We start from the raw sequence: 13,634 nt of genomic DNA, 5'->3' as shown, positions 1-13,634 counted from the left end.
TATTTTGCTACGGTATAATTAGTATGCAAAATAATATAGCTTTTCATTTGTGGGAATATATGTAACAAGTAACACATTAATTATAAAATGCTTCATTATGAGGTTCATCGTAAAATGTTAACTCTACTGTCTCTGTTAAAACATCTGCATAACTATAAGATACACGTTGCAATGCATCTTCTTGCTGATCTAACTGGACAACAAACACAGAACGATACGTTTCTGCAAGTACACCCGATTGCTCCACAGTTTTTCTTCTTCCGCTATTCGCCTTTAACACAAGTCGTTGTCCAAGATGGTGATCTAATTCGCTTTTAATTTCATCTAAACGTTTTGACATATACCTTGCTACACCTCGCTGTAATTTAGATTGAACACTTAAAACACGATATATCTCTCCCAATTATTAACCGCAATTTACAGACAATATCATTATAAAAGCATCATGCGTTCGAATAGATAGAAGAAATGCTATATTGTACAAGTATCATTGTATAGTCTGCACATTCTTGTCGCTTTTTATCCAGATTCATTTAAATCATTTCCACATAAAAAAGCAAGATACGTATGTACCTTGCTCATTCATCATAATGTTGAAAGGGTAATCCCGTTCGTAAAATCCCTCTTGTTTCAATTCCGCCTAGTCCCTTTTCACCAGTAATTGTATTACGCACAACGTCCCATACATTGACTCTTTCCATAAATGAGGTGAAACTAACTTTGCCAACTACATATACCGGATCTAGAGCATGAATATTAATTCTAGACGGTGAACTAGCAAAATTAGCACCTGCTCGAATCAACGCCTCAAAGTGTGATTGACAAGCCCCAGCAAAAATAACGAGTTGATCTAATGATGGATACTTTTTCCGTACTTCTCGAACAGCCTGTACAAAATGTCTAGAATGCCTATATGCTGCTAAATCTCCCATAACCCCTTTTGACTTTGTATATGCATCATGTCCTGTAATAACTAAAATGTCTGGGCGAAAATGATCTATTAAGTCTACTACCTTTTCATGCATCTCCGTTTCCTTACAATGAATACCTTGAACAGGAACGCCTATTTTATTATATAAATCTAAGCACTTGCGCAAATATAAAGGATCTCCATCTATATGCAATACACGCCCTGGCATTTGAAAATAATTCACTTCACTTGTATATCCACCAGTTGAATTATGTTCATGTCTTTGTTTCATCAACACGTAATCTTGCTGAAACAACCGGTAAGTACGCTCCATCGTTTCTTTTGCACGCTTCACTCTATTTTTATGTTCTCGTTGATCTATACTAACTAAATCTGCAAGTGGTGCATCCGCCACAAGTCTAATTTCCTCTCCAAATAATATTGCTATCTCGCCTTTTATTTCTATAATACGAAAAAGAATATCCCTATTATAAGAATATCGTTCAACTAATTCTCCAACATGTAAAGCCATTCTCCTACCTCCAAACTCGTTAGGCCATCTTACCTGTTTTTAAAGTATGAATTTAGGAAAGGAAAGGTGACAAAAGGGACAGTTCAAGTTGAACTGTCCCTTTCATATTCTTATGACAATTTATGAAGAATTAATGCATTACTTAATGTTGCAAACTCTTCGATAGATAGCGTTTCGCCTCTTCGCTTCGGATCAATTCCTACTTCTGTTAAAATTCGATCCAACAGCTCTTTATCTTTCGGGAAACCATTTAAATTATTTGATAAATTATTCATTAAAGTTTTACGACGCTGTGCGAAACTTGCTCGTACTACTTCAAAGAAGAAAGTTTCATCTGTCACTTCTACAACTGGTTTAGGACGCTTTAGAAGACGGATAATCGCAGAATCAACATTTGGTTGTGGCACAAACACTGTACGCGGTACAGTCATAACTGTTTCTACCTCTGTATAATACTGAATGGCAATTGATAAAGAACCATACTCTTTCGTTCCTGGTTTAGCAGCTAAACGATCCCCAACTTCTTTTTGCATCATAACAACAAATCCACGAACCGGTAATTTTTCTTCAAGCAATTTAAATAAGATTGGCGTTGTAATATAGTATGGTAAGTTAGCTACTACCATTACATCTTGCCCTTCTTCAAATTGCTCACTAAACACTTCATGTACATCTGCTTTTAGTACATCTTTATTTATAACTGTAACGTTGCTATATGGAGCTAACGTCTCGTCTAAAATTGGTAATAATCTCTGATCAATTTCAAAAGCCACTACTTTTTTAGCACGCTTCGCCAATTGCTCTGTTAACGCACCGATACCTGGTCCAATTTCAATTGCGCCACTTTCTGAACCGATTTCTGCGTGATCAACGATACGATTTAATACATTTGTATCAATTAAAAAATTTTGTCCTAAACTTTTTTTGAATGAAAATCCATACTTTTCAACAATGTCTTTCGTACGATTTGGTGTTGCGATATCCTTCATTTTTTTTCCTCCTGTATTACTTGCTTATAAGCTTCTGCAAATGATTCCTTTGAAACTTGAAACATTTGTAAACGTTTATGTAACTGTTTTGCGTTTGTATAACCAATCTTTAATAGCTTACCCACTCTTTCTCTGCGACTCTTTGCCATTTCTCCGCCCACTAAGCCCGCATCGACTAGATCACTCCAACTAATTTCACTTGTGTAAGCTTCCATTTCTTCATGTATATTCTCTAAAGCACGGCGAATCGACTCATTAGAAGCATGTTCGATTCCAACGCCTTTCTTCCTTTTCGCAAGTGCTTCTTCCTTCGGTAAAAAAGCATGCTTACATCCAGGAACTTTGTCAGAAATAATCTTTCGAATACGCTCTCCAGGATAATCCGGATCTGTGAAAATAATAACGCCTCGTTTTTGCTGCGCTAATTTAACTTGCTCAATAACATGATCACCGATTGCTGAACCGTTCGTTTCGATTGTATCTCCATCAACAGCACGTTTAATCGCAACTGTATCATCTTTACCTTCTACAACGATAATCTCTTTAATTTTCATGCTTGCCTCCACACTCGTTTCATCTCTACTTAGTAAAACAAAAAAATGACGACTTTTCCATTATTATTTTCCTAATCTTACATTTTAAAAAGTAGAAGAGAAAAATCTTTGTTCACTCCCCTTATTGTAACACTTCTATCTCTATCTTAATTTATCCGCAATATTTCTACACTTATGTTATGAGTAAATAGTGGGTTCTTATCATTTCTATTGTCTCTCTTCTCAAAAAACAAAAAAAGAATGGGACTCCCCATTCTTTTTTATTCAACACCAAATAAGGCCTTGGCATTCTTTGTTGTTATTTGTGCTACTTCGTCATAAGAAATTCCTTTTAAATTCGCAATTTCTTCTGCTACCAGTTTTACATAACTCGGTTCATTTCGTTTCCCCCGAAATGGATGTGGTGTTAAATATGGACAATCTGTCTCTATCAATAATTTTTCTAACGGAATCTCCATAGCAACTTCTTTCGGTTTCTTGGCATTTTTAAATGTTACTGGCCCACCTAATGAAATTAAAAAGTTCATATCGACACATCGCTGCGCTACTTCTACACTACCGCTAAAGCAATGCATAATGCCTCCTACTTCAGCTGCATTCTCTTCCTCTAGGATATCAACAATATCTTGAGTTGCATCACGGTTATGTATAATAATCGGTAATTTCACCTTTTTTGCTAATGCAATTTGTTTACGGAATACTTCCTTCTGTATTTCTTTTGGAGACTTATCCCAGTGATAATCTAATCCCATTTCTCCAATTGCAACTACTTTAGGGTGAGCAGCTAATTCTTCTAACCAAGCTAAATGTTCTTCATTCATGTCGATTGCATCAACGGGATGCCATCCAACTGCAGCGTAAATAAAATCATAAGCCTCTGCTAATTCAATTGCTTTCTTTATCGTTACTTCATCAAATCCAACAACAACTGTATATGTAACTCCCGCTTCTTTCATTCTCGCGATAACTTCTTGTAAATCTTCTTCAAATTGCTCTGCATTTAAATGTGAATGTGTATCAAACAACATAATAAATAACTCCTTTTATATTGAAATCAATTCTCTCATAGAAAAACTACACTCTTTCTAACTTAACGATAACAATACTACAATTTTAATGCAAAAAAAGGGGATGTAAAAAGAAAAAAGATGCTTCACCAATGTTACACGTGAAACATCCTTTTCTTGTCTCAATTACTTGATTTTTGTACCATTTGGTAAATTCTGGTCAATTGATGCTAATGACAATACGCCATTCTCTTCACCTGCTAAAATCATACCTTGTGATAATTCACCACGTAATTTTACAGGTTTTAAATTCGTTACACAAATAACCTTTTGACCTTTTAGTTCTTCTGGGGAATAGAATTTAGCAATCCCAGAAACCACTTGACGCTTCTCTGTACCTAAATCAAGCTGAATTTTTAACAACTTATCTGCTTTTTTCACAGGTTCAGCGGATATTACTTCAGCTACTCGTAATTCTACTTTAAAGAAATCATCAATTGTAATTTCTTCTACCTTTGGTTCTTCTGCTTTTTTCTCTTCTACTTTAGGAGCAGAACCTTGCATTTGTTCTTTAATATACCCCACTTCTACTTCCATTTCCAAACGAGGGAAAATAGGGTTTCCTTTTTCTACTTTTGTTCCAGCTGGAATACATCCAATTGTAGATAGGCTTTCCCAAGATTTATGCGCCTCTTCAGTAAGTCCAAGTTGAGCAAACATCTTACTTGGTGCTACTGTTAGGAATGGCATAAGCATAATACCCGTTTGACGAAGTACCTCAGCTAAGTGGGCCATTACAGACGCAAGTTTTTCACGATCATTCTCATCCTTCGCTAATACCCATGGCTGCGTTTCATCAATATATTTGTTCGTACGGCTAACTAATTGCCAAATGGAACTTAGCGCTACAGAGAATTCCATATTCTCCATTGCCTCTTCTACTTTTTTCAATGTATCTTTGGCAAATGTCACTAGCGTTTCATCGAACTCAGTTACATTTGCTTTAAATGCAGGGATTTCCCCGTTAAAGTATTTATCAATCATAGCTACTGTACGATTTAATAAGTTCCCTAAATCATTCGCTAAATCAAAGTTGATTCGTTCAACAAATCCTTCTGGTGTGAATACTCCATCAGATCCAAATGGAACTTCGCGAAGTAAGTAGTAACGCAATGCATCCAATCCGTAACGATCGATTAGTGTAACTGGATCTACTACGTTTCCTTTTGACTTACTCATTTTTCCATCCTTCATTAAAATCCAGCCATGAGCAAAGACTTTCTTCGGAAGTGGTAAATCTAAAGCCATTAAAATAATTGGCCAATAAATTGTATGGAAACGAACGATTTCTTTCCCAACTAAATGGACATCTGCTGGCCAGAATTTTTTATACTTCTCTTCATTTTCTGTTCCATATCCTAATGCAGTAATGTAATTAGACAACGCATCTACCCATACGTAAACAACGTGTTTTGGGTTACCTGGAACACGAACTCCCCAGTCAAATGAAGTACGAGAAACAGCTAAATCTTCTAATCCTGGTTTAATGAAGTTATTAATCATTTCATTTTTACGGGACTCCGGCTGAATGAAATGAGGGTTATCTTCATAGAACTTTAATAGTCGGTCTACATATTTACCCATTCTAAAGAAATAAGATTCTTCGCGAACAAGTTCTACAGCATGACCACTATCTGGGCTTTTTCCACCAACTACTTTGTCACCTTCCATAATTGGATCTATTAATTGATGCGCTGTATAGAATGTTTCATCTTGTACAGAATACCAACCTTCATATTCATCAAGATAAATATCGCCTTGATCTACTAGCTGCTTGAAGATTTTCTCAACAACATCTTTATGACGATCTTCAGTTGTACGAATAAAATCATCATAAGAGATATCCATCTTCTCCCAAAGTTCTTTAATCCCTGATACAATGTTATCCACATATGCTTGTGGTGTAACATTTAGTTCTTCTGCTTTCTTTTGGATCTTCTGTCCATGCTCATCAGTTCCTGTTAAATAATGAACATTATATCCTTGCATACGCTTATATCGTGCCATCGCATCTCCTGCTACTGTCGTATAAGCATGTCCAATGTGTAACTTTCCACTTGGATAATAAATTGGGGTAGTAATATAAAAGGACTTATTTTCCTCTTTCATCGTTTTGGACCTCCCGAATAACCTCATATGTATTTATAAACAGTATATCAAAAACTCACATATAAAAACGAGTTAATGCTCGATATCTTTATCATCTATTACTCATATTCAAAAAAATATACAATATTTTTTCCGAAAAGTATAAACATTATAAAAAAATAATACGAAACAATTGTAGAAATGACTTACATTCTATTATATATAAGAAGTATAAAAATCTATAAATCTTTTTTTAAAATATAGAATTTAAGAATTGACGGAAATGTAAATGATTGGTATCATATGTCCATAGGGTATTTTGTCGAAAAATGACGAATCAAAAAATAGACTCGAAACTTATAAACTATTTATTTAGGAGGAAAATAATTATGAAATCTACTGGTATCGTTCGTAAAGTTGATGAATTAGGTCGTGTAGTAATCCCAATCGAATTACGCCGTACTTTAGGTATTGCAGAAAAGGATGCTCTTGAAATCTACGTTGATGAAGAAAAAATCATCTTAAAAAAATATAAACCAAACATGACTTGCCAAGTAACTGGTGAAGTATCTGATGGTAACCTATCTTTAGCTGAAGGTAAAATTATCTTAAGCAAAGAAGGCGCTGAACAGGTCTTAAACGAACTTCAAGATTATATCGAAACAGCAAAATAAGCTTCTCAATTATGAGAAGCTTATTTTTTATCAACATGATAGATTTGATATACGTCTCGTTTCGACAAATCTCGGTCTTTAGCGACTGTTTTTATCGCTTCTTTTGAATTCATACCTTTTTCATTTATATAATGTTCAATATGATTATATACTGAAATGGCTTCCCACCATTGTTCTTCTTGAGTAGGTTCTTCTGTTGAACCCGCTACTAAAATACAAAACTCACCACGAACTTCATTTTGCTTCGTCCACTCAATCGCTTCTTCAATTGTTCCACGAATAAACTCTTCAAATTTCTTCGTTAGCTCACGACATAATACGATTTCCCTATTTCCTAATACTTCTTGCATAGAGATTAAAGTGTCATCTAAACGATGCGGTGCCTCGTAAAACATCATTGTAGTTGGAATATAGCGTAGTTTTTCTAATTCAAGCTTACGTCCCTTTTTATTTCTTTGCAGGAAACCATAGAAATAAAAATGTTTTGTCTCAAGTCCTGATGCAATTAATGCTGTAAGAGCTGCATTTGCCCCAGGAAGCGGGATAACATGATATTGTTCTGCTACAGCCTCTACAACGATATCATAACCAGGATCTGAAATACATGGCATACCAGCATCGCTCACAATGGCTACAGTCTTACCTTCTTCTAACTTATCTAAAATTTTCTGTCCACTTACTCCTTTATTATGCTCATGATAACTCATAACTGGTGTTTCAATTTCAAAATAATTACAAAGCTTCTTCGTTTGCCTTGTATCTTCCGCAGCAATAAGATCTGCCTCTTTTAAAATTCGGATTGCACGAAATGTCATATCCTCTAAATTTCCGATTGGAGTCGGTACTAAATATAAAACTCCCTTTTCATTTTGCTGAAAGCTTTTTTGCTGCCACATAGCGTTCTCCTTTTTGCATATATTCTTCTTTTTGTTTCCTCGTTAACTGTTTAAAGTGATATTCAGCTTGCATAGCCGTTCGTTTATCCTCATGACCCTCTACATATTTTAAACTAACTGGAAGCCTAGCGCGTGTATATCTAGCACCTTTCCCACTATTATGGGTCTGAATCCGTTTTTCTATATGATTTGTATATCCAGCATAATAACTTCCATCAGAACACTCCACCACATAAAAACAATGATTATTCTTCTCCATATAAAATTGAACGAAGCTCCTTTGTATATTCGTTGTTTTCTTCATATACAAAAAGAGGTGGTAAGATTTTCAAATCTGCATTCCCATCCTTAATTCCTTCAATTAACAATGTATTCGCTTCTTTACCAGCCTTAGGATAAACAAATCGCACACGTTTCGGTTCGATTTTGTATTTACGCATTAATGTGACGATGTCGAGCAAACGACCTGGACGATGTACAAATGCTACTTTCCCACCTTGTTTCACTAACTGGCTACTTGCATATACAACATCCTCTAATGTGCACATAATTTCATGACGAGCTATCGCTAAATGTTCATTGATATTCTTCTCAGAAGTTTGTGGTGTTTGAAAATAAGGAGGATTACATGTTACAACATCATATTGATGACGTCCAAGTTTCTCCGGCATATCTTTCAAATCTCCATGGATTAAATGAATTCTTTCTTCTAAATTATTATATTGAACGCTTCTTATTCCCATATCATATAAGCGCTCTTGAATTTCTACACCTGTAATTTTCCCTTTTGTCCTTGTACTTAATAAAAGAGGGATAACTGCGTTACCTGTACACAAATCAAGTAAATTACCTTTTTGAATTGGCACCCAAGCAAAATCTGCAAGTAAAACAGCATCCAAAGAAAAATTAAATACTGATGGACTTTGTACAATCTTCATATCTTGCGCTAATAAGTAATCTAAACGCTCATCTTCATATAAATTCATATATTGCTCCCTTTCTTACAATTAACCTACCCTATTTCATCCTCTATTAATGTAAAAATAAATTTCATTCTACTCTCATGTATAAAAAATTACCTTTCCAATTATATTGGAAAGGTAATCTCACTTTTTATTTAAAAATGACAGACAGAATAAACAATCTCCCTCTTTACGTACACTTCCATAATGTAGATTACAAATATGAAAACCTTCTTGATATAGTCTCGCTAGGTTATCGTAGCCTTCACCAATATCTGTCTTCGCCTTCATTTCTTTGCGTTTTTGAGTTTTTTGTTTTTCCTTGTTCTGCACTTCTTCAAAACGATGTCGCAAATTTTCATTTTCCATTTTTATATGTTGGTTTTCTTCCAATAATTCTGCAAGATGTTGTTTTAATTCTCCCAACTGTTTGTATAAATGTCCAATTTGCTCTTCCATACTAGAAACCGATGCAAAAATATCCTTTTTCTCCACAAGCACCCACCTCATTAATCTGTGGTTTGACTCGAAACGACCCCTTTATTAATTAATTCATCTAACGTATATTCTACTATCCGTTCCTTGTCTACTAGTTCCACTTGAATTAATCTTTCTAAAATATTTAATCCGATAACACGGCCAGTACCTTGCGGTGTTTGTATACGTTGATCTAAATCAGGAAGTTGTTCCTTTGCTGCCTCATATTCATCATTCTCATATTTTAAGCAACACATTAAGCGACCACATAAACCAGAGATTTTTGCAGGGTTTAATGATAAATTTTGATCCTTTGCCATTTTAATGGATACAGGTTCAAAATCTCCTAAAAAAGTAGAACAACAAAGCATACGACCACATGGACCAATACCACCAAGCATTTTTGCTTCGTCACGAACGCCAATCTGTCTCAGCTCAATTCTTGTCCTAAAAATTGCCGCTAAGTCTTTCACTAGTTCCCGGAAATCAATCCGTCCATCCGCAGTAAAGTAAAAAATAATCTTATTACGATCGAACGTATACTCTACATCTACAAGCTTCATATCAAGATTATGTTCTCCTACCTTTTGTTGACAAACTTGATATGCTTCTTTCGCAGCATGTCTATTCTCTTCAACAATGGTACGATCATTTTCATTTGCAATACGAATAACTTTTTTAAGCGGTAATACAACGTCGTTTTCATCAACTTGCTTTTTGGTAATAACTACTTTTCCATATTCAATACCTCTTACCGTTTCTACAATTACAAACTCATTTTCTGAGATATCGAACTGATTTGGATCAAAGTAATATACCTTTCCGGCCTTCTTAAAGCGAACACCTACTACATCATACAAAACGGTCATCCCTCCTGCAACCGCAACACTAACTGTTCGAACACAAGCTGCGCATTTACATTAGCGTTGATTCTATTTTTTGCCTCTAATATATTAAAGAGAGCTGATACAATGCGCTTCTGAGCATAAGAAAAGGATTCGAACATCTCTTTCTGCTCATGAAAAACAAGACGATCTTCTTCTCCAAGTTGAACATATAATAAATCCTTATAAATAAGGAGTAACATATCTAAGCCTTGCTGTAATTGTTCTTTCTCTCCAAAGTGCTTTCCCCATTTTTCTTGTACAAAAAAAATAGAGGCCTTATCTTTTTCGAGCGCTTCACATAATTTTATCACTAAAGCTCTCGCTTGTGCAAACCATTCATCATTACACATTAATAAAGCTTCTTCAAAACTATTCGTAAGCTGCGCAGCAAGTGTAGATAAAGAAACTGTAATACCTTCTTCCTCTAACCTCTTAATTAAAGATTCTGTAAGCAACGGCCTAAACGTAACAACTTGACAACGAGATAAGATTGTATTTAAAATCTGATGACTTTGTTCAGTAAGTAAAATAGCTGTTGTATCACTACTTGGTTCTTCTAAAAACTTTAAGAGCGTATTCGCTGCATTTGCTGTCATACGATCTGCATGCTCAATAATATATACTTTTTTATTTGCTTCTAATCCTGTTTTTGAAAACTCTTCTTGTAAATCATGAATTTGCTGCTTTTTAATAGATAATCCATCTGGTTTTACAATATGTAAGTTTGGGTAGTTACCTGAATCAATTCGGCGACAATTCGTACATACATGACAAGGCTCTACACCATTTCTTTGTGAACAGAGAAAACTTTTTGCCATTTGAATTGCTGTTGCGAACTTCCCAGTACCTTTTCCTCCCTCTAACAAGTAAGCATGGGATATACGCTCTTTTGCAATGCTATTCATCAACATTTTGACACCAATGGGCTGTATAGCAGAAAGCTGCTCCCACGTCTTCATCATAATGCATACCTCACTTATTTCATTCTTTCCTTCTATTATAACAATTTATCTTCTATAATCTGAACAACTTCTTCTATAAGTTTTTCCATTGGCTGATCAGCATTTACTAGTACAATGCGATTTGAAAAGCGTTCTACAACTTGTAAATAGCCTTCACGCACAAGTTTATGGAAAGAGATATCTTCCATATCTAGTCGATTCACCTCGCGGCCTGCATCTTTTGCAATTCGAGCTAACCCAACTTCTGGCTTAATATCTAAATAAATAGTTAAACCTGGCATACAATCTTCAGTTGCAAAGCGATTCATTTCGAATACTTTATCTACGCCTAATCCTCTTGCATAACCTTGATAAGCTAAGGAGCTATCAACAAAACGATCACATAGTACAAGATAGTTTTCCTCAAGCGCTGGCATAACTTTCTCCACTAAATGTTGTCTACGTGCAGCAGCATATAAAAGAGCCTCTGTACGTGCTTCCATCATCGTATATTCCTGCTTATGTAAAATTGTCCTAATCTCTTCAGAAATTGCAATACCACCTGGTTCCCTCGTTGCCATTACCTTTTGTTCCTTTTGCTCAAAGTACGGTAATAAGCTTTTAATTAATGTTGTTTTACCCGATCCTTCTGGCCCTTCAATTGTTACAAATAATCCCTTCATCCTAAAACCTACTTTCTATATCATACACGTTCATATATTTCGTACTGCCTTGGAAACGAGCCCCTGCTTTCTCTAAATGAGTAATTTGCTTTGTATGTTCTTGAGTAATCCTCTCTCCATACATGATCAATGGAATTCCAGGTGGATATGGAATCACCATTTCTGCTGCTATCATACCAACGGCTTCTTCTAGAGATACTAACTTCGTTTCGTATCTCTCTAATTGTTTATACGTATACGGTAAAGGGGAAATCTCCCCTTTATAAGTATACCGAATTGATGCTGTCTTGTCTTTTACCTTATATTGCTGCAAAGCTACTCGAATTATCTCTATAGCTTTCATATAACCCTCATTTACTTGTAACGGTAATATAAATAGGACGTTATATGGATCTGCCATTTCCGTATATATACCGACCTTTTCAAATACAGACTGTAATTCATACCCCGATAACTGACAGCGAGTTTGCACCGTAACCTTTAATTCATCTTGCGATGGATATTGCAAGATGGCTATTTGTGGGATAGATCGCAATCCTTCTTTAAATCGGCGTAAAAACTCAATGATTTCATCATGACCCTCTTCCTTTATAACTGCTATTGCAAAACGTGCTATATCAAGAGAAGCCATAATTGGATACGATGGGCTACTAGATTGTAGCATACTTAAATAGGAGGAAACTTTTTCTTCACTCACCAAACCGCTATTTATATGTAAATAAGATCCCATTGTCATCGCAGGTAATGTTTTATGTGCGGAATGAACCACAATATCCGCACCATAAACTAATGCTGACTTCGGGAAGGGGTCCCCTATACAAAAATGTGCCCCATGGGCTTCATCTACTAGAACAGGAATTTTATGTGCATGTGCGTAAGCGATACTTGCCTCTAAATCAATTCCCATACCATAGTAATTAGGATGTGTTAAAATAAGTGCTTTTGCATTTGGATACTTTGTAATTGCCTCCTTAATAATGTCATCATGAACACCTACTGGTACGTTATGTACTTCATCAATCCATGGGTTTAAAAAGACCGGATTAGCCCCTGCTAATTTCAAACCATTAATGATTGATTTATGACAATTTCTTTGTACGAGGACAATATCATGTTCGCCGCAGCAAGACAAAATCATTGCTAAATTTCCAACTGTTGAACCATTAATTAAAAAATAACTTTTGTGCACGCCATATACTTCAGCTAATAATTGCTGTGCTTCATCTATACATTCAAATGGACTATGTAAATCATCTAATCCTGTTAACTCTGTTACATCAATCGATAATATGTCCTTAAACCCCTCTGAAGCTTTCTGAGGGAAGTTTAAACCATTCTTATGACCCGGAACATGAAAAGATAGTAGTCGCCTTTCTTTAAATTCTATTAACGCCTCATATAAAGGCATACGATTTTGATTCATATACATCTCTTCCTTATTATTCATTCTGTATCTATTATACAGATATTAGGGCAAAAAAAATAATAGGCATAATGCCTATTTAAAAATATGATACTTCTAATTTTCGCAGTTGTTTTAAATAATGTATATACTTCGGGTCATTTGTCTCAGTATTAACCAAATTTCTTTCGCACTCGTAACATATTAAATTATTATATACATATATTCCTTCTCCTCTTTTTGTCTCACAAACGATGCAAATTTCACTTGGTAATTTCATAATCTTTCCTCCCTTTTTAAATAAACATATTATATACCTCTATTCCTTAACAAATTTCAGAAAAATATACATCAATTTCTTATATAATATGATTTACCCTTGGGCAACGTGTTTGTATTACTTATGTATTCCCTTTACTTCTTTCGTGTACTGTTTAAACACAAAAAAACACAAGTCAAAAGACTTGTGTTTTTATCTTGCTTGGCGACGTCCTACTCTCACAGGGACAAGGTCCCAACTACCATCGGCGCTAGAGAGCTTAACTTCCGTGTTCGGTATGGGAACGGGTGTG

Annotated in this window: 16 protein-coding genes and 1 rRNA gene; 1 reads left to right on the top strand and 16 read right to left on the bottom strand. The window is 35.2% G+C overall.

The window, feature by feature from the left end:
- Positions 1 to 76: 76 nt before the first annotated feature.
- The 6 genes from veg to metG form a co-directional block, all read right to left on the bottom strand.
- Positions 77 to 340, bottom strand: a complete 264-nt coding sequence (veg, locus tag ACFWDE_RS19140; protein WP_002107294.1) for a biofilm formation stimulator Veg — start codon at positions 338 to 340, stop codon at positions 77 to 79.
- A gap of 238 nt (positions 341 to 578) precedes the next feature.
- Positions 579 to 1,442, bottom strand: a complete 864-nt coding sequence (gene yabG, locus ACFWDE_RS19135) for a sporulation peptidase YabG (protein ID WP_377894015.1) — start codon at positions 1,440 to 1,442, stop codon at positions 579 to 581.
- 110 nt (positions 1,443 to 1,552) lie between these two features.
- Positions 1,553 to 2,431, bottom strand: coding sequence for a 16S rRNA (adenine(1518)-N(6)/adenine(1519)-N(6))-dimethyltransferase RsmA (gene rsmA / locus ACFWDE_RS19130; protein WP_002091590.1), 879 nt, complete (start codon positions 2,429 to 2,431; stop codon positions 1,553 to 1,555).
- Complete coding sequence (rnmV, locus tag ACFWDE_RS19125) at positions 2,428 to 2,985, bottom strand: ribonuclease M5 (RefSeq protein ID WP_002107292.1); 558 nt, start codon at positions 2,983 to 2,985, stop codon at positions 2,428 to 2,430. Before rnmV ends, rsmA begins: the two co-directional genes overlap by 4 nt.
- Positions 2,986 to 3,245: 260 nt before the next feature.
- Entirely contained in the window at positions 3,246 to 4,013 is a 768-nt protein-coding gene (locus ACFWDE_RS19120) for a TatD family hydrolase (protein ID WP_377894012.1), read from the bottom strand.
- Between the two features lie 165 nt (positions 4,014 to 4,178).
- Positions 4,179 to 6,161, bottom strand: a complete 1,983-nt coding sequence (metG, locus tag ACFWDE_RS19115; protein WP_377894011.1) for a methionine--tRNA ligase — start codon at positions 6,159 to 6,161, stop codon at positions 4,179 to 4,181.
- A 368-nt stretch (positions 6,162 to 6,529) separates the two neighbouring features.
- Between metG and ACFWDE_RS19110 the strand changes: the two genes are divergently transcribed.
- A complete protein-coding gene (locus tag ACFWDE_RS19110; RefSeq protein WP_002063374.1) occupies positions 6,530 to 6,814 on the top strand; it encodes a transition state genes transcriptional regulator AbrB in 285 nt (94 codons plus the stop codon).
- Positions 6,815 to 6,834: 20 nt separating this feature from the next.
- Here the strand turns inward: ACFWDE_RS19110 and rsmI are convergent, their stop codons facing one another.
- The 10 genes from rsmI to rrf form a co-directional block, all read right to left on the bottom strand.
- Positions 6,835 to 7,710, bottom strand: a complete 876-nt coding sequence (gene rsmI / locus ACFWDE_RS19105) for a 16S rRNA (cytidine(1402)-2'-O)-methyltransferase (RefSeq protein ID WP_002144542.1) — start codon at positions 7,708 to 7,710, stop codon at positions 6,835 to 6,837.
- Positions 7,679 to 7,969: a GIY-YIG nuclease family protein gene (locus ACFWDE_RS19100; RefSeq protein ID WP_002144543.1), complete on the bottom strand. Its 291-nt coding sequence runs from the start codon at positions 7,967 to 7,969 to the stop codon at positions 7,679 to 7,681. The genes rsmI and ACFWDE_RS19100 overlap by 32 nt, the downstream gene beginning before the upstream one ends.
- Positions 7,956 to 8,696: a tRNA1(Val) (adenine(37)-N6)-methyltransferase gene (locus tag ACFWDE_RS19095; RefSeq protein ID WP_016106811.1), complete on the bottom strand. Its 741-nt coding sequence runs from the start codon at positions 8,694 to 8,696 to the stop codon at positions 7,956 to 7,958. Before ACFWDE_RS19095 ends, ACFWDE_RS19100 begins: the two co-directional genes overlap by 14 nt.
- A gap of 120 nt (positions 8,697 to 8,816) precedes the next feature.
- Complete coding sequence (yabA, locus tag ACFWDE_RS19090; protein ID WP_002009639.1) at positions 8,817 to 9,167, bottom strand: DNA replication initiation control protein YabA; 351 nt, start codon at positions 9,165 to 9,167, stop codon at positions 8,817 to 8,819.
- A 14-nt stretch (positions 9,168 to 9,181) separates the two neighbouring features.
- Positions 9,182 to 10,009 carry a PSP1 domain-containing protein gene (locus tag ACFWDE_RS19085; protein ID WP_002144546.1) on the bottom strand — a complete coding sequence of 276 codons (828 nt, stop codon included), beginning with the start codon at positions 10,007 to 10,009 and terminating at the stop codon, positions 9,182 to 9,184.
- 5 nt (positions 10,010 to 10,014) lie between these two features.
- On the bottom strand, positions 10,015 to 10,998 hold the full coding sequence (gene holB, locus ACFWDE_RS19080; RefSeq protein ID WP_002144548.1) for a DNA polymerase III subunit delta': 984 nt from the start codon (positions 10,996 to 10,998) through the stop codon (positions 10,015 to 10,017).
- A gap of 35 nt (positions 10,999 to 11,033) precedes the next feature.
- Positions 11,034 to 11,660: a dTMP kinase gene (gene tmk / locus ACFWDE_RS19075; protein ID WP_377894009.1), complete on the bottom strand. Its 627-nt coding sequence runs from the start codon at positions 11,658 to 11,660 to the stop codon at positions 11,034 to 11,036.
- A 1-nt stretch (position 11,661) separates the two neighbouring features.
- Positions 11,662 to 13,083 carry an aminotransferase class I/II-fold pyridoxal phosphate-dependent enzyme gene (locus tag ACFWDE_RS19070; RefSeq protein WP_377894007.1) on the bottom strand — a complete coding sequence of 474 codons (1,422 nt, stop codon included), beginning with the start codon at positions 13,081 to 13,083 and terminating at the stop codon, positions 11,662 to 11,664.
- Between the two features lie 79 nt (positions 13,084 to 13,162).
- A complete protein-coding gene (locus ACFWDE_RS19065) occupies positions 13,163 to 13,342 on the bottom strand; it encodes a sigma factor G inhibitor Gin (protein WP_002091596.1) in 180 nt (59 codons plus the stop codon).
- 199 nt (positions 13,343 to 13,541) lie between these two features.
- Positions 13,542 to 13,634: ribosomal RNA gene (gene rrf, locus ACFWDE_RS19060) — 5S ribosomal RNA — on the bottom strand; the annotation flags it as partial.

The organism is Bacillus sp. NPDC060175, assembly GCF_042728695.1.
In the GTDB taxonomy this organism is placed as follows: Bacteria; Bacillota; Bacilli; order Bacillales; family Bacillaceae_G; genus Bacillus_A.
This window is presented reverse-complemented; position numbering and strand designations above follow the sequence as displayed.

Bases quoted from the DNA above. Each gene is read 5' to 3' on its own strand.
- veg (WP_002107294.1), bottom strand. From the start codon at position 340: ATGTCAAAACGTTTAGATGAAATTAAAAGCGAATTAGATCACCATCTT.
- yabG (WP_377894015.1), bottom strand. From the start codon at position 1,442: ATGGCTTTACATGTTGGAGAATTAGTTGAACGATATTCTTATAATAGG.
- rsmA (WP_002091590.1), bottom strand. From the start codon at position 2,431: ATGAAGGATATCGCAACACCAAATCGTACGAAAGACATTGTTGAAAAG.
- rnmV (WP_002107292.1), bottom strand. From the start codon at position 2,985: ATGAAAATTAAAGAGATTATCGTTGTAGAAGGTAAAGATGATACAGTT.
- ACFWDE_RS19120 (WP_377894012.1), bottom strand. From the start codon at position 4,013: ATGTTGTTTGATACACATTCACATTTAAATGCAGAGCAATTTGAAGAA.
- metG (WP_377894011.1), bottom strand. From the start codon at position 6,161: ATGAAAGAGGAAAATAAGTCCTTTTATATTACTACCCCAATTTATTAT.
- ACFWDE_RS19110 (WP_002063374.1), top strand. From the start codon at position 6,530: ATGAAATCTACTGGTATCGTTCGTAAAGTTGATGAATTAGGTCGTGTA.
- rsmI (WP_002144542.1), bottom strand. From the start codon at position 7,710: ATGTGGCAGCAAAAAAGCTTTCAGCAAAATGAAAAGGGAGTTTTATAT.
- ACFWDE_RS19100 (WP_002144543.1), bottom strand. From the start codon at position 7,969: ATGGAGAAGAATAATCATTGTTTTTATGTGGTGGAGTGTTCTGATGGA.
- ACFWDE_RS19095 (WP_016106811.1), bottom strand. From the start codon at position 8,696: ATGAATTTATATGAAGATGAGCGTTTAGATTACTTATTAGCGCAAGAT.
- holB (WP_002144548.1), bottom strand. From the start codon at position 10,998: ATGATGAAGACGTGGGAGCAGCTTTCTGCTATACAGCCCATTGGTGTC.
- tmk (WP_377894009.1), bottom strand. From the start codon at position 11,660: ATGAAGGGATTATTTGTAACAATTGAAGGGCCAGAAGGATCGGGTAAA.
- ACFWDE_RS19070 (WP_377894007.1), bottom strand. From the start codon at position 13,083: ATGAATCAAAATCGTATGCCTTTATATGAGGCGTTAATAGAATTTAAA.
- ACFWDE_RS19065 (WP_002091596.1), bottom strand. From the start codon at position 13,342: ATGAAATTACCAAGTGAAATTTGCATCGTTTGTGAGACAAAAAGAGGA.